This window comes from Acinetobacter sp. HY1485 (assembly GCF_027568475.1).
Classification (GTDB): Bacteria; Pseudomonadota; Gammaproteobacteria; order Pseudomonadales; family Moraxellaceae; genus Acinetobacter.
Window position 1 is genome coordinate 119,664 of sequence record NZ_JANKZG010000003.1, and the last position, 18,372, is coordinate 138,035.

Consider the following 18,372-nt stretch of genomic DNA (forward strand, 5'->3'; position numbering starts at 1 on the left):
AAAGTAAACTGAAAAACAGCTTAAAAATAAAGGCTCTCCATAGATAATTCATTAAAATATGTTATTAGATTTTTCTTCAATTTTTATTACATCATTGTTTTTAAAATATTTTTTATTTTTAATGTAATTTCTATCAACATATATTTACATAACCTAATATAAATAAATGGTGTAACTCAACACCATTTATTCATCACGAGTTTTTACATCAAATAACTCAATTTCAAAAATAAGATTTGAATTTGCAGGAATAATCTTACCTATCTTACGCTCACCATATGCCAAATGTGCAGGTACTTTAAGTTTACGCTTTCCACCCACTTTCATTCCCATAATTCCTTGATCCCAACCTTTGATCACACGCCCTGTTCCTAAAACGCATTCAAAATATTGCCCCCGATCAATTGAAGCATCAAACTTTGTACCATCTTCTAGCCAACCTATGTAATGTGTGGTAATGAGTGCACCTTTTACTGCCTCTTTACCCGTACCTTCTTTTAAATCAATGATTTCTAACGTATCCATCTTATTCCCTCACTATAAAAAAGGATGATTTTCATCACCCTATTTGTTCTTGTGCATCATACTACATGAACTTTTTTTTGTATGTGCCAGACGATGTTTTTTGCGCTCTTCGGCAGCTTCATAACGGCAACGTTTGACATCTGTTGTAATTTTTAATTCGGGAACAGCTTGCGGTTTTCCTTTTTCATCTACGGCAACCATTGTAAAATAACAACTATTGGTATGGCGTACCGTACGTTTACGAATATCTTGAGATTCTACACGTACCCCAATTTCCATTGAGGTCCGCCCGACCATATTCACACTCGCTAAAAACGTGACTAACTCACCTACATAAATTGGCTCTTTAAACGTCACCTGATCCACTGAAATAGTCACAACATAGCTTCCCGAATAACGACTAGCACACGCATAGGCAACTTGATCTAATAATTTTAAAATTGCACCGCCATGGACATTGCCAGAAAAGTTTGCCATGTCAGGTGTCATTAAAACAGTCATTGTAAGTTCAGATTGGTCATCTGAAGATTGAACAACCTGTTCATCTAAAAGAGACATCTATACGTTCTCATGAATTAAAGTGATTGAACGTATCATATACCCATTTTAAAAACTCCCCTTGATTTTTTAACTTTCTTTTACACGATCACTCAGTTGTTGCTGTTTGCTTTCAATAAGTTGCTTAATTTTTGTAATTTGTGTTTGTGTGGCTAACAGTCCTGCCATCATAGTGATATTACGCTCCTTAACCTCAAAGATATGCGCTTTTTCTCTAATATCAGGGCGAATAATGACATCTGCTTGTTGTAATTCCACTTGCGACATCTGATGTTGCATAATATTAATATTTTGATTGAACATACCCCACATATTGGTCGTTTCTGTATATTGTGGCTGTGCCAAAATATCAACAGCAATTACAATATCAGCACCTAATGATTTTGCCACATCAGCAGGGACAGGGCTCACTAATCCACCATCAACATATTCTTTTTGGTTAATTAAAGTAGGAACGAACATACTTGGAATAGCAACAGACGCTCTAACTGCTTGCCCTGTATTGCCATAATTAAAAATGGTTTTTTTACCTGTTTTTAATTCTGTTGCTACAATATAAAGTGGGATTTTCATATTTTGCAATGGTGTATGATGAATTTGCTTATTCACAAAATCTTCAATTTTTTCACCATCTAAAAAACCTTGTTTGTTCAGTTTAAAACCACGTACATCTTGTACTTTCATATCTAACGCAATCTGACGAATTGCATTTGGTGTTTTTCCACTGGCATAAAGTGCACCCACAATACTGCCTGCGCTGGTACCTACAATAAAGTCTGGATGTATACCATTTTGTTCTAAGGCTTGAATAGCTCCAATATGAGCATAACCCCGTGCCCCTCCACTCCCTAAAACCAATGCGACAACTGGATGTTTTCGTTGGCTAAACTTACCAAGTTCTAGATGACTTTGAGCATCTTTTAAGGTTTGATGGCGTTCTTCTACAATGGTGCTAGAGGCAGGAATTGTTGGATTAGATTGACAACCGACTAAACAAATAAAAACACTTAAAAACCACTTTTTCATGCAACATCATTTAATGCGTTAAAATGCTAGTTTACTGTTATATGACAACAATATGACAAGAGTTTTTTTACAGAATTGTTGCAAATTGAGAGCTCATTTTGATTATTTTTCTTCGTATTATCTTATTTGTTGTAGGTAGTGTTCTACTTGCCAATGGTGGTTACCTACTTGCCTTAAAAAAAATTCATTTAGGAATTATCTTACCTTTTTTAATTGGACTTATTTTTATTGTACTCAGTATTGCTTGGCAGCCTATCCAAAATTATTTAAAGACGCATCCAACAGCAAAAAAACTATGGAATTTAGCATGGTGTGGTTTTATTGTTTGGGCACTTACTTTGGCAGGTTTTTTTTGGAAAATTAGCCAAAATTTAAAACACACACCTAATCCTCAAGACTATAAAGCAATTATAGTTTTAGGCAGTGGTACTGTTAATGGACAACCGACTCCTATTTTAGCATCACGTTTGGACACAGCAGCACAACTTGCCAAGCAATATCCACAGGCTAAATTGGTGCTTACAGGTGGTATGGACTTTAATGAACATGAATCCGAAGCAGAAGTCATGGCAAATTATTTACAAAAAACGTATCAACTTAATAAAGCCAATTTTATTTTAGAAAGTAAAAGTACCAGTACTGCACTTAATTTAAAAAATAGTGCGCCACTAATGCAACAGCAACATATTATTAAACAAGATACAATTGCCATTGTAACAAGTGATTTTCATACACTACGAGCACAAGCAATTGCTAAAAAACAAAATTTTAGCGATGTGACGATGGTAAGTGCACCTACACCTAAACTGACACGTTATAACGCATGGGTACGTGAGTACTTTGCTTTTATTAGTGGCAAAGTCCTCCAAGAGTATTAATTATAAAATAAACTTACCGTTGCTTTTGCACTAACAGTTCCAGCCGATAATGTTGTAGATCCATTTCTGTAGTAAGTCGCTGCAAATTTTTTACTTACTGTAGGTGTACTACCTGAACTTGTTGTTCCGAATGTAAAACTATTTCCACTTCCACCCAGTGTGATAGGTGTATTTGAACTGTCGTAAACTTTTACAGAAACATCTGTTGCTGTTCCTGTGTTCGTTAAAAGTGTGGTGGAATTGCTCACATTGTTTGTATCAAGCATTACTGCACTCATTGATGTGCTAGCTAAACCAGAACTACATGTTGCACTTACAGTAAACCCTGTTCGTCCTGCTTCACTTCCACTAGTAGAAAGTGCACTTATGTTCACTGTAGGCAACGTCACACTGGTATCTTGTACAGAACATGTATTGGTAGAAACTGGTGTAAATGTAACGGTACTATAAATTAAAGGCGAATTCGAATATGTTGTGCCACTATAAGTTACATTTGCAGTCAACGTACCAAAAATAATACTTTGTGTAATGGTAGATGTAGGAACTTTAGAAAAGTAAAACGATGGCGTAAATTTTAAACCCTGTGTTGGATGGTTTGCTACTGAAGAATAAATTGTCCATAAACCACTGTTACTCACCATTGTTGGCAATGTTGTTGATGGTGAACTACTCGAATTATTATCGGTCACTTTAAAATAAATGTATCCAAAATTATCTAAAAATTCATTCCCTGTATTTACAATTTTATAATACGTTGTACTGTTATAAGTTGTGCTTGAACTTGTATCAATATTTGAACCTGTTAATGACAAAGAAGATGCCATCGTTCCATTTGCACTACTGCCTGTTTTAGCAATACAACTTACAATAGAGCCATGCGTAACTTGAGAACTACTATAAACATGTGTCGTAGATGCTGAGTTAGCAGGAGAGATCGCCCCACCACGTAAAGTACCTGAAGAAATCGTACAGTCATCTGCATACGCATAACCGCATGTGACACAACCCATCAAAAAAATTAAAGATAGTTTTTTCATTCACACACCACACGAATTGATTGGAATTGATCTAAATTGGTTTTTTTATTTAATTTTTGCTCAGTCGTCGGAATTGTACATGTTGATGTATTATTCACACCCCAATGTAGAACAATAGGTTGTTTCAACACCTCATTATTATTAATAAAGAGTTGATTTGCCTGCCCCATTAACGCACTTGTATTGCCTTGAGCATCCTTAACCTCAATTCCCATTGGAATTTGATATTTAGTTTGTAAATCTAAAAGTACATTAGAGGTTTGCGTTGTTTCAAAATTAAGCAAAGTAGCACTATAACGGCGAGGAATGACCTGTGCCTGATTATTTTTTAATGCCACATTTAATGGTAGATTTTTGCTATTAATGCTCAGTGTATTAATATGATACGGATCAACCAATGGATAAATCGCATTACCAAAATGATCTAACTTAATCCCCCAAGCATTTGTCAGCTCTGCACCTGCTGCATTTTCTGCATGAATAACGGTAAATGTATCCGACAAATTATTAGTTAAAGTTAATCCATATGGATGTGCAACTATACCGCCTTGTAAACTAAGACCGTATTGCGATTGATGATTTCCTGTGGCTAATGTTACGCCCACATTTGTTTGTGGCAATAAGTAATTGATACTGGTAGTAAGTGCAGTGGTTTGGCTATCCGTCTTATTTACATTAAATGCATAATTTAACTGGTTATGTTCGCCTGCTGTACCACTTAAACCTGTGCTGATCGTATCGTTATCATGCGTATGTTGCATGATTGTATTAGAATTAATAGTTTTGTCTTTCCAAGATAACGGAATAGAAACACTTAAATAGACACTTTTATCTTTTTGACTGGTTGTTGTCTGTGTTTGTGCCACATTCAAATTATAATTTATCTTCTTCCACGCATTAGAATACCCTAGCGTATATTGATTATACGTTTTGGTATCATTCCAATATTTTGAGGTTGTGCCTGTTGCATAAAAAGAACCCCATCGCTGTCCAAGTTGCTGACGCAGGGTTAAGCTAGTTTGCTGTTTCAAATTATAAGTTAAGTAAAAATTATCAACTTCACTTTCTGTTAAATTATCTTTATTTAACAAAGACACGGTATTTGCTAAAGAAATATAGTTTTGACTTAAATGCTGAGTATTTAAACTAAAATTTAGATTTAAAGGTAAAACCGTGTAATGATAACTAAAGCGATATTTTTGACCATTTTTATTGATATGATTTAAATCAGCAAGACTTTGTTCGGCATCTAATGTTACGCCACCCAATAAAGTATTTAAGCCAAACCCAAATAAATAACCTTGATAATCTTGGCTTAGATTTGTCCCTAAATGAGTTGTAAAATCATTAAATAAACCATACTCAGCCGTGGCTTGTAAGACGGTTTGATCAGATACTTTACGATCAAGTTTATAACGTCCTAATGCCACATTATAATTAAACTGCCCTTTTCTTACTAAGTTCAAATTACCTTGTAACGGCACAGTAAAACTTCTTTTACCGCCTCCTTGTTCTGTAATTTGAACGGTTAAATCGCCATTTGTTGCAAGCGGTGTTACATCATTAAGCGTAAATGACCCAATGGGTACAGTACGCTCGTAAATTTTTTGCCCATTTTGAAATACAGACACCAAAGCATTTGAATTAGCAACCCCTTGAATAACAGGCGCATAGCTTTGCACCGACCAAGGTCGCATACTAGTATCGTTGCTTAATTCAATACCACGAATTAAGTTTGAGCTTAAATAGTAAGAATTAGTAGAAAAATCACCAAGCGATAACCGAGAATTCAAACGAGCAATATCAGTAGACAATACATTTAGACTAGAGTGATAGCGCGATAACTTTTCATTATTCGACTCAAAACTACCGCTGTGTCGATAATTAAAACCACCAAAATTGATACCACCCGATAAATTTAAATAATTTGTTGTCACGTTTTTAGTATCATTACTATGATCACTATAACGGTTAAAATCGTAAGAGAGATAAGCAGACGTAATGCCATTATCAAAAAGCGATGGTGCAATAAAACCTTCAGGTCTTTGATTGGTTAAGACTAAAGGAATGGACAAACTTAACATCAATGAATTGCCATCATAATGATAAGATGCATCTGGGCTAATTTGCTCAATCGACGTACACTCATTATTTTTTAATGTTGTCACAACACTTGGTTTTAAATCTAAACGCTTAAGTAAGCTTGGATCTATACACAAAATAGCGGCTTTTTTAGAATCAGGTTGCCAAAACTTAACCTCTAACTGTCCAATATACTGATCATTTAAGGTTGTACTCAGTAAATAATGACCTGCTCCAACGGAGTTTTCTTCATTAAATACACTAAGATCAATATCTTTATTTTGCTCCCCAAACAATGAACCAGAATCAAATGCTAATAATTTATCTGCCAACACAGACGAACTAAACGTAAGGTGTGCAAGTGTAATAATAATAATTTTTTTCATATTAATTAATAGTTGTATTTAAAGAATTTATTCCACCAAAGTCATTTATTAATAAATAATTAATCGTTTTTGGAGACGTTATTTTTGTTTTGAATGTTGAATGACCAAAAGGTGCAACCATTAATGGATCTGTATAAACTTCCTGTTGTTGATTATTATTTGAAACAACTACTTTTTGAAAATTCATATAATATGGACTATTGTTTGAAACCTCTATGACATTTAAATCTTTTATATATTTAAATGATAATTTAGAAAAAAAGTTTTCCGGTTTACCTTTTAAATGAATAGGACGATAAAATAATTTAATTCTAGAACGAACTGAAATATTTAACTTATTTGGTACTGCATGATCTGTGGGTGCCACATCTAAAATATTGAACCAATATAAAGACTCACGGTCTTGTGCTAACTGATTGGTATTTTTTGCAATTAAGCGCAACATTTGCCCTTTATTTTCTTCTATACGAGACAAAGGGGGCGTTAAAACAAATGGAATACGATCAGCTGCAGGAATTTCTTTTGGATTTCCATCATCTAACCATGCTTGTACTAACGCGGCATGTGAATCAGGATTATTGAGCTGAACAACAACTTGTTTTTGGTCGGATGGGAAAATAATTCGTGTTCCTGTAATTGTTACGCCCGCAAAACAACTTTCAATTCCCAAGAGCCCCATTACAGAAGCAAATAAATATTTTTTCACGTATTACTCTCCCATTTTTATTAATTATTTATAAACAATTGAATAATCAACTTTTCCTACAACCGTTCCTGCCGTTGTTGTACCTGTTGCATAATAACGTGCATAGTAAGGATACGTATAAGTTGCAACGCTTGAACTATTTGTTCCTGTTGTTGCTGTTGAATACGTTTGAGAAGCTGAGTCTGCTGTTAAATCAATTACACTTTGTGAATTATTTAATAGCTGTACATCAACATTTGTAGCCGTACCTGTATTAGTTAAACGCCCATTGGTATTTACATTTGCAAGACTTGGTTCGTAATAAGGTGCTGCAACACCTGCAGATGTACTACACCCTGCACCTGTTAAAGTAATTTTATAGCTTGTTAAACCCGCTACATTTGCAGATGTCGTCAAAGCAGAAACATTAGTTGTTGGTAATGTCACTGTTGCATCCGCTGTACTGCCACTGTCAACAGTTGCAGAACACGTACTATCAACTAATGTACCGTTAAACGTGACTGTACCATCAACTGCATATACAGAAGACGATGCTAGACCTGCAAGCAATAAAGCGCTTAATATGCTTTTATTTTGCATATTTAATACCTCTTTCATTTAGAATAATTTGATATCTAAAATACATATCAGATGAAATATAATGACAAATTATATTTTTTAATATTTAGCGATGTATTAATTTCTCAATCTAAAAATTATTTTTAAATATTCATAATTAATACATTTCTAAACAAAATAGAGAATACTTTTTCAATATGTATCCATTGTGTTCATAAAAGTTTGTATTGTATAACTTTAGTTAAAATAAGAAGATAAAGTGAATCTTTTGTAGACTATTATTCTTAATATGATAGTTTGAGCTTTTTAAAAAAAAGAGATAACGATGCGTAAAATTATTATTCTATCTGCTTTAACAATGTTAACTACTACTGCTTTTGCTGCACCAACAGCACCTTCACGTACAGGCATTGGCTCTATTCAAATTGATGAAGGTAAACCTTTTCGTTTAGAAGGTGATATTGGTTATTTGCTTAATAACAGTAAATCTACAGATGGTAGCTCATCAAGCAAAGAAAACTTAACAGCACGTATTTTATTTCAACGCCAAGTCGGTGTATGGGGACAAGAAGTTATTGCTAATGCAACCAGTACACATGATGACAGCTCAGATAATATTGAACGTTACTTACTAGCAGGTAAGCTTTTACACCGCAGTACAGATACAGTTTATCAATTTGGTAAAATCAATGCAGAAAAAGACCTAAGTAGCGCATTTAACTATCAAATTAGTACAACAGGTGGTGTAGGTCTTGATATTTTAAAAGACGAAAAACAATCGCTTTCAACTGAAGTGGGTGCAGGTTATCGTTTTAGTGAGAAAAAAGCAGGTGGCAATAACAACGAAATTATTGGCACTGTCGCTGCTTTTTACCAATATCAAATTACACCAAGTGTTCGTTTTAACCAAGATTTAGGTTACGACTATGGACAAGACTCTCAAACTTTCCGTTCTCGTACAGCGCTTACTACAGACTTAACGCAACATTTTTCTGCTTTTGCAAGTTATAACTTAAACGATATTAAAGCAGATGCAGGTGACAGCCGAGATTCTTTACTTTCTTTAGGCTTACACTATAAATACTAAGCATAACAGCCACCCACTGCGGTGGCTTTTTTAGGCATAAAAAAAGACCATACAAAGGTTGTATGGTCTGTAAAAATGGTGGCTATGACTGGACTCGAACCTGTGACCCCAGCATTATGAGTGCTGTGCTCTAACCAACTGAGCTACATAGCCAAAAACTGTTGGCGTATTATCTATACTTTAATTTAATACGTCAAGTTATTTTTAAAAAATTTAGTGAGTGAGCCTGTAAGCCGGGTTCTGTCAAGAACGATCATTCCTCTAGGCGTACAATCACTCATACGCTCAAGCGACCTACCCGAATCCAATATGGGCCATATCTTAAGGATTCCTATTTGGTCTTGCTTCCGGTGGGGTTTACCATGCCATGAACTGTTACCAGTCATGCGGTGCGCTCTTACCACACCCTTTCACCCTTACCATTTAAAAAATGGCGGTCTACTCTCTGCTGCACTTTCCGTCGGCTTACACCGCCCAGGCGTTACCTGGCACCTTGCCCTATGAAGCCCGGACTTTCCTCCCCTGCTTTAGTCACGAAGACCTCCACAGCAGCGACCGTCCAGCTCACTCGGGGGCTATACTACCAAAAATCAATTTGAATTGCTTGCATTTTTTTGATCAGTTAGACGTTTGTATTTTTGCATCAGTTCATCTTGTGTTTCTGCATGATCAGGATCAAGCGGAATACAGTCGACAGGACAAAATAATTGACACTGTGGCAGATCATGATGCCCTACACATTCGGTACATAAATTTGGATCAATCTCATAAATAGATTCTCCAAAATAAATGGCTTCATTTGGGCATACAGGTTCACACACATCACAGTTAATACATTCATCTGTAATATAAAGCGACATATTTAAGATCCACTTATCAGCTTAGTTCTAAATGCATCTGCAATATGTTGAGGTACAAATTTAGATACATCACCATCTAAACGTGCAATTTCTCTTACCATGGTTGACGAAATAAAAGAATATTGTTCCGACGGCGTTAAAAATACCGTTTCAAAACAACTGTCTAATGTCCGATTCATGTTAGCAAGTTGAAATTCATATTCAAAATCAGAAATTGCGCGTAGACCACGTAACACCGCAGTTGCTTTTTGTTCTTTGAAAAAATTAACCAATAATCCATCAAAACTCACAAACTCAACATTATCTAAATGAGCAAGTGCTTTTTTGGCAAGGCTAACACGCTCATCTACGGAAAATAATGGTCGTTTGTGATGCCCAACCGCAACAGCAACCACAACCTCATCAAACATTTTAGAGGCACGCACAACAAGGTCGATGTGACCATTTGTCATAGGGTCAAATGTACCCGGATACAAAATACGTGTTTTAGACATCTTGGCGTGTTTTCCTTGTAATGAGAAGTTTAGTTTAGCAAAAACTTGATTTTTATAGTATCAACTCCATTGTAATTTATACAAACACTTCACCTCGCCTTAACTTTACGGCACAATAGTGACAGATTTGGAATGAATTGATTATGGCGACAGCAAAAGTAGTTAAAAAAAATAATGGCGGTACGATTGCTCAAAACAAACGTGCACGTCATGATTATTTTATTGAAGAAAAATTTGAAGCAGGCTTATCTTTACAAGGTTGGGAAGTAAAATCTTTACGTGCTGGCAGAATGAGTCTTGTTGAAAGTTATATTATTTTTAAACAAAACGAAGCTTATTTATTTGGTGCACAAATTCAGCCTTTATTGTCTGCATCTACGCATGTTGTTCCTGAGGCAACACGGACACGCAAACTTTTACTTTCACGCCGTCAAATTGAAACATTGATGGGTGCAGTTAACCAAAAGGGTTATTCTTGTGTACCATTAGCGTGTTATTGGAAAGGGCATTTAGTTAAGCTTGAAATTGCACTTGTAAAAGGTAAGCAATTACACGACAAACGTGCCACTTTAAAAGAACGTGATTGGCAGCGTGATAAAGCCCGTATGTTTCATAAATAAAAAAGCGAGATTATCTCGCTTTTTTTTATAGCATAAAATTAAGTGCAGCTTGTATATGAATAGCTGTTGTATCAAATGTAGGAACTGTAAATTTTTCCTGACCAATCAAAAGTACAATTTCGGTACAACCGAGTACAATACCTTGTGCTTCTTGTGCTATTAGCTTATTTACAATTTCAACATACTGCTGTTTAGATAGTTCTGTAATAACGCCTTTACATAATTCATTATAAATAATATGGTGGATCACTTTTTGGTCATTTTCTGATGGTACAACCATTTCGATACCATGTGTTGCAAGACGTTCTTGGTAAAACGCTTCTTGCATCGTAAATGTTGTACCTAAAACGCCTACTTTTGTAATCCCTTGAGCTTTAAGCTGATGTGCCAACACATCAATAATATGTAAACAAGGTACTGTGATTTTTTGCTCAATCATCGGGGCAAGTTTATGCATGGTATTTGTACATAATACAATGCCTTCTGCACCACTACTTTGAAGTTGTGTTGCATGGTTTGCTAAAATTTCGCCAATTCCTTGCCAATCGTTTTTTTCTTGCAAATCTAAAATATCTTGAAAATTTACGCTATGCAGTAATACTTTTGCAGAACTCCATCCCCCAAGTTTTTGCTGTATACCGCGATTAAGCTGTTGGTAGTATAAATTTGTCGACTCCCAACTCATCCCACCAATTAAACCGATTGTTTTCATTTTTCACTCCTATAGCTTTTAAAGAGTGTCTCTAAAATGAAAATAAAAAAATAGAATAAAATTGCTTTTAGATTTTAAAATCATAGAATAACAGTCATGCACGGTGTAACAAAAGATCAGCCTCTTAAATATGATTGGAATTACTTCATAAAATTTAAAAAACAATAGTAAAGTTATTTTTTAATGTACAAATAAAAACTGAATATTAGGCTTACTTTTATAACTAGCCTACTATTTATCAATACCTCAATCTTTTTAATTACGTTAATACTGCTTTGTTTCAGAAAAAAATTAACGCATAAACACAAAAGTTGCCATTCTTCCTGTGTTGGCTGTACGGCGATAAGAAAAATAGTTCTGTTGATAAGTACAAGCTTCTCCACCATAAACCTGAGTGATGCCATGTTGAGCTAAAATAAAACGTGCAATATGGTAAAGATCAGCATGATATTTACCATTAGGTCGTTGTACAAAAGCATCTGCAACATCATATTTTTCACAAAATGCTTGTTTTACTTCTGCACCCACCTCAAAACAAGCTTGACTAATACAAGCCCCCAACCATGCCCAACTCGCTTTGGTCTTCATAGAATTCAAGGTGGCTTCTATCATACCACCTGCAAGCCCACGCCAACCTGCATGTAAGTTTGCCACTTCTGTGCCTTCAGCATTCCCTATAACAACAGGTAAACAATCTGCTGTCATAATCATCAAGGCATGGCTTTTTTGCTGTGTAACTAAACCATCCCCTGTTAACGCATCAAATGTAACTTGATCATTGACTATATGACACGTTGTACTATGGGTTTGGTTTAGCCAAGTTAGTTTTGTAACACCTAACTGTTTTAACAAAGCGATGCGGTGACGTTGTACACGCACAGGATTATCACCCACATGCAATGCCAAATTAAAGCCTGCAAACGCTTCATCAGATGCATCTAACAGACCTTGTTCATTTACAGTCGTTTGTCCAACCACCACACCGTTTGGTAAATTCATTGCTTATCCTTAAAACAATTTAGTATGCAGCATCTTCTTCACGTAACACCGTCAGTAGTTCTGTAAAGTCTTCAGGCAATGGTGCTTCAAATAACATTTCTTCTTGCGTACGCGGATGTACAAGCCCTAATTGAGCTGCATGTAACGCTTGGCGTCTAAAGCCTTTTAGCATTACGGTTAAACGCTCAGAAGCACCTGCAGGTACACGAACACGGCTCATATAAACAGGATCACCAATTAATCCATGCCCAATATAGGTAAAATGCACACGAATTTGATGAGTACGCCCTGTTTCTAAACGTGCCTGTACACGCGTAAAATGTTGAAAACGCTCTTTAACGTTGTAGTGCGTTACTGCATCTTTACCACCAGGCAATACTGTCATTTTAATACGATCAATCGGATGACGTTTTATTGGTTCATCAATTGTGCCACCTGCAATAATATTGCCGTATGTAATTAAATCGTATACACGATATACAGATTTATCACCTAACTGTTTAGACAATGAAAATTGCGCCTCAAGGGTTTTTGCCACCACCAACAAACCTGATGTATCTTTATCAATACGATGTACAAGCCCAGCACGAGACAACTCATTAGATTTTGGACAATGATATAAAATTGCATTCACCAAAGTCCCTGTTGGGTTTCCTGCACCAGGATGCACGACCATACCGACAGGTTTATTCACAACTAAGATATCATCATCTTCGTAAATAATATCAAGTGGAATATTTTCAGGCTGACTAGAGGTCTGTTGTTCAAGCTCAACATCTAACGTTAAAAGCTCAGTCCCTTCACAGCGGAATTTAGGTTTGACTGTTTGACCATCTACTAAAAGATGACCTTCTTTCATCCATTGTTTGAGTTTTTCGCGCGAAAACTCGCTCCATACCGTTGCAGCTACTTGGTCAATACGTAGTCCAAGATACTGTTCATCTAATTGAACTTGCAACGATAAATGGGTTGAAGTTGCCGCAGAATTATGATTATCTGCATCGTCAGCATCTTCGAGTAAATTAAAATCTGTTTCGGAAGATTGTGTAGAAGTCATTTGGCTCATTAGAACAATAATGGTTTAATAGTGCCATTGTAGCTCATTGCCCGTATTAACTGAGGAATTTTTATGTCGCTACCACGTTATAAAGTTACGATGCTTGCACTTTCTTTAGGCATTGCTAGTACAATTGTGGGCTGTAGCAGTAATCCATCAAAAAAAGATATTGATCTTGGTCCAAAAGCCAGCGAACAAACATATTACGATTCTGCACAACAAGCACTCACCAAAGGACAATATGTCGAGGCAACAAAAAATCTTCAAGCCATCGACACTTACTACCCAACAGGTCCGCATGCAGAACAAGCACAACTTGATCTTATTTATGTCAAATTCCAACAAAAAGACTATCCTGCTGTTCTTGCAGCCACAGATCGTTTTATTCGTTTAAACCCAGAAAGCCCAGACCTTGAATATGCATACTATGCAAAAGGCGTGGCAAATATGGAACAAAATTACGATGGGATTATTCGCTATACATCACTTAAACAATCTCACCGTGATGTAAACTACCTCAAAATTGCTTACCAAGATTTTGTAGATTTTATTAAACGTTATCCATCTAGCCAATATGCAGTAGATGCTGCTCAACGTATGAAATTTATTGGTCAAGAACTTGCCGAACACGAAATGGAAGCGGCACGCTTTAACGTAGAACGCAAAGCATGGGTAGCAGCTATTGAACGTAGCCAATGGGTGGTAGAACACTATCCAGCAACACCACAAATTCCAGAAGCATTAGCCACTATTGTATATGGCTATGAGCAGTTAGGCGATGCAGATACGGCGAAGCAATATATTGATGTGCTTAAACTCAACTATCCAAACTTGGTTAAAGCCAATGGTACAGTTGATTTAGATGCAGCACGCCATAAAGGAACATGGGTTAACCGTGCAACTCTTGGTATTTTTGGACGTAGTAATGTTGTACATGACAGCCAAGAACGTAGTTTAACCAATCGTGTAAGCTTTGGTTTACTTGATAAACAAAACCAAGCACAACCTGTCGTACAAGAAGAAAAACCAAAACGTAGTTTAACCAACCGTGTAAGTTTCGGTTTGCTTGATAAACAAGACCAAGCACAACCTGTGGTACAAGAGGAAAAACCAAAACGCAGTTGGACAAACCGACTTTCGTTTGGACTGATGGACAAACCTAAAAATCAGTAAACTTTAGCGAGTCAAATGACTCGCTTTTTATTTTTTGATAAACTCACTGCCCGTCGTTGCATGTTAGCTTCCGTTTATGGCAATACCTCAGCATACCATTGACCAAATATTAGACCGTACAGACCTTGTCGATTTAATTGGACAACGTGTAAAACTCAAAAAAACAGGGCGTACATATTCGGGTTGCTGTCCATTTCATCAAGAAAAAACTCCATCTTTTCATGTTTACCGTGATAAACAGTACTATCACTGCTTCGGTTGCCAAGCCAACGGTAATGCCATCAAATTTTTAATGGAGTTAGATGGTCGTAACTTCATTGATGTGATGAAAGACCTATCAAGCCAAACAGGAATTGAACTTCCTAAAGACAATACAGATAACAAAAAACTAACTTATAAAAAAACACAAATATCACCAACTGAACAGCCAGTAACACCAAGTTTTCAACCTGATCATGATCCGTTTCAATTTTTTGAAAGCTCAGAACAAGATTTTATTGAACCTGACCTTGCACCAGAAGGTAATTTATACGACTTGCTTGAAAACGTGGCACAATTTTACGAACAACAATTACCACAAAGTCAACCTGCTCAACGCTACTTTAAAAAACGTGGACTTAACCAAACCACTATTCAAACATGGCGCTTAGGCTATGCACCTGAAGATTGGCAACATTTAGAACGTGCTTTTCCATCCGATATTGAAGGCTTAAAACAAGTTGGACTCATCCGTACAAGCGATAGCGGGCGCGATTTTAACTTATTACGTGACCGTGTTATTTTTCCTATTCGCGATGTAAAAGGACGCGTTGTCGGATTTGGCGGACGAGCACTTAACGATGAGATCAAACCTAAATATATTAACTCACCCGACTCCGATATTTTTCATAAAAATCAGCTGTTATATGGTCTTTATGAAGGTACAAAAAATAAAGCACAAGATTGGCTTATGGTCGAAGGTTATATGGATGTCATTGCTTTACAACAAGCAGGTATATCGGGAGGTGTTGCAACACTTGGAACAGCCAGTAATACAGACCATCTGAATTTATTATTCAAACGTAATCATCGTATTACCATTGCTTTTGATGGTGATAGCGCAGGACAAAAAGCTGCACGGCGTACTTTAGAAATTGGCTTACCTTTACTCACCGATGGACGAGAACTCAAGTTTTTTATCTTACCTCAAGACCACGACCCCGACTCCCTTATTCGTCAAGAAGGCTTGGAGCGTTTTGGGCAGCTTTGGCAACAAGCACCATTGCTATCAGATTTTTTATTTGCACATCTAACACAGCATCAAAATATATCCACACCCGAAGGCAAAAGCCAAGTCATGGGAGAGTTAAAAAATCTCACCAATTTACTTCCACAACACGGCTCGTATCGCTACTTACTCACACAATCTTTTCGAGAAAAATTAGGCTTAGGACGGCGCTTTACCCCTAAAGTAAGTAACGATGCTTCTTTATCTTTTAATATTCGTACCCGCGATGAGGATTTTGCAATTGCACTATTGGTTAGCCATCCCTTTTTATTTCGTGAGTTTGAAAAGCTAAGAGCATATATCTCAGAAGAAGAAATGTTAGGACATCTGCTCAGTATATTCGATCAAATTTTTGACCAACTGCCCGATGATCCAGAACAAGCCATTTATTATAGCTTAGGTGCAACGGCAGGCTATTGCCAAGAAATTGCAGAAGTCCTTTCTCGTACTAATATCTTCAATTTAACTCAAAGCCCAGAACATGCCTTTGAACTTGCCAAAGACTATGCCCTGTCTTTGCAAAAACAATACCTACAAAAGAAAATGAAACGCCCGACATCACTTAAGGAATCAATGAACTTACGCCAACAGTTTAATGAACTCACTAAACAAATTAGCTTACGCTTGGTAATGTAAAAAAGAGCGCAGTTTCAAATTAACTTAGCTCTTAAATTAAGGATTTTGTTTTATCCACTTCTAACATTATTTATGATGTGGTTTCTTGACTTCTTCAAATTCACCATCAAACACACCCACAGAAACAGAAAAAGTGTTTAACACTTGCTCTGTTTTAGTATGTAGCTTAAGTGCCATTTGTTTTTGGTACAAACGCCCTTGCTTCACAAAAGGTAAGGTAGACGCTTGCGATAAAAAGTGTTGTAAATGATAAGTTCTCATCACCATCTCCTATAAGTTTGGTTATATTTTTATTATAATTATTTGATAATTTTTGCCAATACTCATAAATTATTCTTTATTTTTTAATATAAAAATCAAAAACTTAAAAAATGACTTATGCGTCACAAAAATTGATTGTGCTTTATTTTGCCACTATTTTGGGTTTTCGTGGATGCTCAATAACGTGCTCTAATGTATTTTTCATACGCTCAAAATAGTCAGGGTCTTCTGCCTGTACTGCATCACGTAGCAAAATAGAAGTTGGATGAAGTAATTTTTGCGTTAAACGATGTGAAAAATCAGTCAATATTTGCTGAATATCTTTGCCTTCAGAGATTTGTTTTAAAGCCAATTCTAATTCTTGTTGTTGGGTTGCATATCCTGCATCACGATACTGCTGAATAATTCCACTTGCTTGTTTTACTTTTTGCTGTGCAACCAATTGGGTTGCCAATTGATTCACCATCACTTCAGCTTCAACAGCCGCTTGGCGACGTTGTGCTAAATTGTCATCAATAACACTTTGCAAATCATCAACGCCATACAAATACACCCCATCTAGCTCATCAACTTTATGGTCAATATCACGCGGTACAGCTAAATCTACCAATAGCATTTGTTGGTAACGGCGTTGTTTTAATGCTTTCTTAACATCTTGATAAGCAATAACTTGATGCAAACTTCCCGTACAGCTTGAAATAATATCTGCACGGTATAAATTTTCTGCCAACTTATCAAAGGGAATAATTTCAACATTAACGACAGGTATAAGCTCTGAAGCAAGTTTTTCTGCACGCTCATGCCCACGATTACAAATAATAATTTTGGCAATACCCATATCTGCCATGTGCTTAGCAACAAGCGTATTCATTTCTCCTGCTGCAACAACCAATACCACAAGTTTTTCAGGATGGCTAAATACTTGATGTGCAAGCTGTGCAACCGAATAGCCCATAGACACGGCATGGCTACCTACAGATGTTTCTGAACGCACACGTTTTGCCGCATAAAAAGCATAATCAAAAATATGATTTAAGCCTTTAGAGACTGTACCTGCTTGTTTAGCGAGTGCAAGTGCAGATTTAACCTGCCCTAAAATTTGAGGCTCGCCTAACATTAAAGAATCTAAACCACTTGCCACACGCATTAAATGCGTCACGGCCTGAATATCTTCGTAACGATATACATGATTAAACAGTTCGGTTACATCAATACGGTTGGTATGTGCTAGCCAATTTAATAAAATCTCGGCACTATCGGCAATTGCATAAATTTCTGTACGGTTACATGTCGATACCACAACAAGATCAGATAGGTTTGTTGTGTCCTTTTGTTCAGACAAAAGAAGGCTCAAACGTTCTGCATTAAAAGCAATACGCTCACGCAATTCAACTGAGGCTGTATGATGGTTGACACCAAGTGCAAAAAATTTCATGGGTCAGATCATCAT

19 protein-coding genes, 1 tRNA gene and 1 other RNA gene are annotated in these 18,372 nt (G+C 36.4%); 5 read left to right on the plus strand and 16 right to left on the minus strand.

Annotated features, from left to right (window positions below):
• Positions 1-186 precede the first annotated feature (186 nt).
• The 3 genes from PCI70_RS04340 to PCI70_RS04350 form a co-directional block, all read right to left on the minus strand.
• A complete protein-coding gene (locus tag PCI70_RS04340) occupies positions 187-525 on the minus strand; it encodes an FKBP-type peptidyl-prolyl cis-trans isomerase (protein WP_269914135.1) in 339 nt (112 codons plus the stop codon).
• 39 nt (positions 526-564) lie between these two features.
• Positions 565-1,083, minus strand: coding sequence for an acyl-CoA thioesterase (locus PCI70_RS04345; protein WP_269914136.1), 519 nt, complete (start codon positions 1,081-1,083; stop codon positions 565-567).
• A gap of 69 nt (positions 1,084-1,152) precedes the next feature.
• Entirely contained in the window at positions 1,153-2,109 is a 957-nt protein-coding gene (locus PCI70_RS04350; RefSeq protein WP_269914137.1) for a patatin-like phospholipase family protein, read from the minus strand.
• A 98-nt stretch (positions 2,110-2,207) separates the two neighbouring features.
• On the opposite strand from PCI70_RS04350, the gene PCI70_RS04355 reads away from it, so the two are divergent.
• Positions 2,208-2,987: an ElyC/SanA/YdcF family protein gene (locus PCI70_RS04355; RefSeq protein WP_269914138.1), complete on the plus strand. Its 780-nt coding sequence runs from the start codon at positions 2,208-2,210 to the stop codon at positions 2,985-2,987.
• Here PCI70_RS04355 and PCI70_RS04360 read toward each other — a convergent pair.
• Genes PCI70_RS04360 through PCI70_RS04375 form a run of 4 tightly spaced genes read right to left on the minus strand, consistent with a single transcriptional unit; the run spans position 2,984 to position 7,777 of the window.
• The gene (locus tag PCI70_RS04360) at positions 2,984-4,024 is read right to left on the minus strand and encodes a fimbrial protein (protein WP_269914139.1); all 1,041 of its coding nucleotides are present in this window, start codon (positions 4,022-4,024) and stop codon (positions 2,984-2,986) included. The two genes, PCI70_RS04355 and PCI70_RS04360, sit on opposite strands and share 4 nt — an antisense overlap.
• Positions 4,021-6,492, minus strand: a complete 2,472-nt coding sequence (locus PCI70_RS04365; RefSeq protein WP_269914140.1) for a fimbria/pilus outer membrane usher protein — start codon at positions 6,490-6,492, stop codon at positions 4,021-4,023. The genes PCI70_RS04360 and PCI70_RS04365 overlap by 4 nt, the downstream gene beginning before the upstream one ends.
• Position 6,493: 1 nt before the next feature.
• Positions 6,494-7,198 (minus strand): fimbrial biogenesis chaperone, encoded by a 705-nt coding sequence (locus PCI70_RS04370; protein WP_269914141.1) that lies wholly within the window; start codon positions 7,196-7,198, stop codon positions 6,494-6,496.
• A gap of 24 nt (positions 7,199-7,222) precedes the next feature.
• Positions 7,223-7,777 (minus strand): fimbrial protein, encoded by a 555-nt coding sequence (locus tag PCI70_RS04375; protein WP_269914142.1) that lies wholly within the window; start codon positions 7,775-7,777, stop codon positions 7,223-7,225.
• A gap of 304 nt (positions 7,778-8,081) precedes the next feature.
• Between PCI70_RS04375 and PCI70_RS04380 the strand changes: the two genes are divergently transcribed.
• Positions 8,082-8,843, plus strand: coding sequence for a DUF481 domain-containing protein (locus tag PCI70_RS04380; RefSeq protein ID WP_269914143.1), 762 nt, complete (start codon positions 8,082-8,084; stop codon positions 8,841-8,843).
• Between the two features lie 76 nt (positions 8,844-8,919).
• Here the strand turns inward: PCI70_RS04380 and PCI70_RS04385 are convergent.
• From PCI70_RS04385 to coaD, 4 genes are all read right to left on the minus strand, one after another.
• A tRNA-Met gene (locus PCI70_RS04385) sits at positions 8,920-8,996 on the minus strand.
• 60 nt (positions 8,997-9,056) lie between these two features.
• Positions 9,057-9,414: RNase P RNA component class A (rnpB, locus tag PCI70_RS04390), an RNA gene on the minus strand.
• 19 nt (positions 9,415-9,433) lie between these two features.
• Positions 9,434-9,703: a YfhL family 4Fe-4S dicluster ferredoxin gene (locus PCI70_RS04395; RefSeq protein ID WP_269914144.1), complete on the minus strand. Its 270-nt coding sequence runs from the start codon at positions 9,701-9,703 to the stop codon at positions 9,434-9,436.
• A gap of 2 nt (positions 9,704-9,705) precedes the next feature.
• Entirely contained in the window at positions 9,706-10,197 is a 492-nt protein-coding gene (coaD, locus tag PCI70_RS04400; RefSeq protein WP_269914145.1) for a pantetheine-phosphate adenylyltransferase, read from the minus strand.
• Positions 10,198-10,340: 143 nt separating this feature from the next.
• Between coaD and smpB the strand changes: the two genes are divergently transcribed.
• Positions 10,341-10,817, plus strand: coding sequence for an SsrA-binding protein SmpB (gene smpB, locus PCI70_RS04405; protein ID WP_269914146.1), 477 nt, complete (start codon positions 10,341-10,343; stop codon positions 10,815-10,817).
• Positions 10,818-10,842: 25 nt separating this feature from the next.
• On the opposite strand, the gene PCI70_RS04410 is transcribed toward smpB, so the two are convergent.
• From PCI70_RS04410 to rluD, 3 genes are all read right to left on the minus strand, one after another.
• Positions 10,843-11,529, minus strand: a complete 687-nt coding sequence (locus PCI70_RS04410) for an aspartate/glutamate racemase family protein (protein ID WP_269914147.1) — start codon at positions 11,527-11,529, stop codon at positions 10,843-10,845.
• A 291-nt stretch (positions 11,530-11,820) separates the two neighbouring features.
• On the minus strand, positions 11,821-12,528 hold the full coding sequence (pgeF, locus tag PCI70_RS04415) for a peptidoglycan editing factor PgeF (protein WP_269914148.1): 708 nt from the start codon (positions 12,526-12,528) through the stop codon (positions 11,821-11,823).
• Positions 12,529-12,547: 19 nt separating this feature from the next.
• On the minus strand, positions 12,548-13,594 hold the full coding sequence (gene rluD / locus PCI70_RS04420; RefSeq protein WP_269914149.1) for a 23S rRNA pseudouridine(1911/1915/1917) synthase RluD: 1,047 nt from the start codon (positions 13,592-13,594) through the stop codon (positions 12,548-12,550).
• 63 nt (positions 13,595-13,657) lie between these two features.
• On the opposite strand from rluD, the gene PCI70_RS04425 reads away from it, so the two are divergent.
• Both PCI70_RS04425 and PCI70_RS04430 read left to right on the plus strand, forming a co-directional pair.
• Positions 13,658-14,758, plus strand: coding sequence for an outer membrane protein assembly factor BamD (locus tag PCI70_RS04425; RefSeq protein WP_269914150.1), 1,101 nt, complete (start codon positions 13,658-13,660; stop codon positions 14,756-14,758).
• A 76-nt stretch (positions 14,759-14,834) separates the two neighbouring features.
• On the plus strand, positions 14,835-16,661 hold the full coding sequence (locus PCI70_RS04430) for a DNA primase (protein WP_269914151.1): 1,827 nt from the start codon (positions 14,835-14,837) through the stop codon (positions 16,659-16,661).
• 66 nt (positions 16,662-16,727) lie between these two features.
• Here PCI70_RS04430 and PCI70_RS04435 read toward each other — a convergent pair whose 3' ends face one another.
• Complete coding sequence (locus PCI70_RS04435) at positions 16,728-16,922, minus strand: hypothetical protein (RefSeq protein WP_269914152.1); 195 nt, start codon at positions 16,920-16,922, stop codon at positions 16,728-16,730.
• A gap of 142 nt (positions 16,923-17,064) precedes the next feature.
• Positions 17,065-18,357, minus strand: coding sequence for a glutamyl-tRNA reductase (gene hemA / locus PCI70_RS04440; RefSeq protein ID WP_269914153.1), 1,293 nt, complete (start codon positions 18,355-18,357; stop codon positions 17,065-17,067).
• Positions 18,358-18,372: the final 15 nt, after the last annotated feature.

Excerpts from the sequence above, each read along its gene's own strand:
- rluD (WP_269914149.1), bottom strand. The coding sequence starts at position 13,594 with ATGAGCCAAATGACTTCTACACAATCTTCCGAAACAGATTTTAATTTA.
- PCI70_RS04380 (WP_269914143.1), top strand. The coding sequence starts at position 8,082 with ATGCGTAAAATTATTATTCTATCTGCTTTAACAATGTTAACTACTACT.
- smpB (WP_269914146.1), top strand. The coding sequence starts at position 10,341 with ATGGCGACAGCAAAAGTAGTTAAAAAAAATAATGGCGGTACGATTGCT.
- PCI70_RS04430 (WP_269914151.1), top strand. The coding sequence starts at position 14,835 with ATGGCAATACCTCAGCATACCATTGACCAAATATTAGACCGTACAGAC.
- hemA (WP_269914153.1), bottom strand. The coding sequence starts at position 18,357 with ATGAAATTTTTTGCACTTGGTGTCAACCATCATACAGCCTCAGTTGAA.
- PCI70_RS04410 (WP_269914147.1), bottom strand. The coding sequence starts at position 11,529 with ATGAAAACAATCGGTTTAATTGGTGGGATGAGTTGGGAGTCGACAAAT.
- PCI70_RS04345 (WP_269914136.1), bottom strand. The coding sequence starts at position 1,083 with ATGTCTCTTTTAGATGAACAGGTTGTTCAATCTTCAGATGACCAATCT.
- pgeF (WP_269914148.1), bottom strand. The coding sequence starts at position 12,528 with ATGAATTTACCAAACGGTGTGGTGGTTGGACAAACGACTGTAAATGAA.
- PCI70_RS04360 (WP_269914139.1), bottom strand. The coding sequence starts at position 4,024 with ATGAAAAAACTATCTTTAATTTTTTTGATGGGTTGTGTCACATGCGGT.
- PCI70_RS04435 (WP_269914152.1), bottom strand. The coding sequence starts at position 16,922 with ATGAGAACTTATCATTTACAACACTTTTTATCGCAAGCGTCTACCTTA.
- PCI70_RS04350 (WP_269914137.1), bottom strand. The coding sequence starts at position 2,109 with ATGAAAAAGTGGTTTTTAAGTGTTTTTATTTGTTTAGTCGGTTGTCAA.
- coaD (WP_269914145.1), bottom strand. The coding sequence starts at position 10,197 with ATGTCTAAAACACGTATTTTGTATCCGGGTACATTTGACCCTATGACA.
- PCI70_RS04395 (WP_269914144.1), bottom strand. The coding sequence starts at position 9,703 with ATGTCGCTTTATATTACAGATGAATGTATTAACTGTGATGTGTGTGAA.
- PCI70_RS04340 (WP_269914135.1), bottom strand. The coding sequence starts at position 525 with ATGGATACGTTAGAAATCATTGATTTAAAAGAAGGTACGGGTAAAGAG.
- PCI70_RS04365 (WP_269914140.1), bottom strand. The coding sequence starts at position 6,492 with ATGAAAAAAATTATTATTATTACACTTGCACACCTTACGTTTAGTTCG.
- PCI70_RS04425 (WP_269914150.1), top strand. The coding sequence starts at position 13,658 with ATGTCGCTACCACGTTATAAAGTTACGATGCTTGCACTTTCTTTAGGC.
- PCI70_RS04375 (WP_269914142.1), bottom strand. The coding sequence starts at position 7,777 with ATGCAAAATAAAAGCATATTAAGCGCTTTATTGCTTGCAGGTCTAGCA.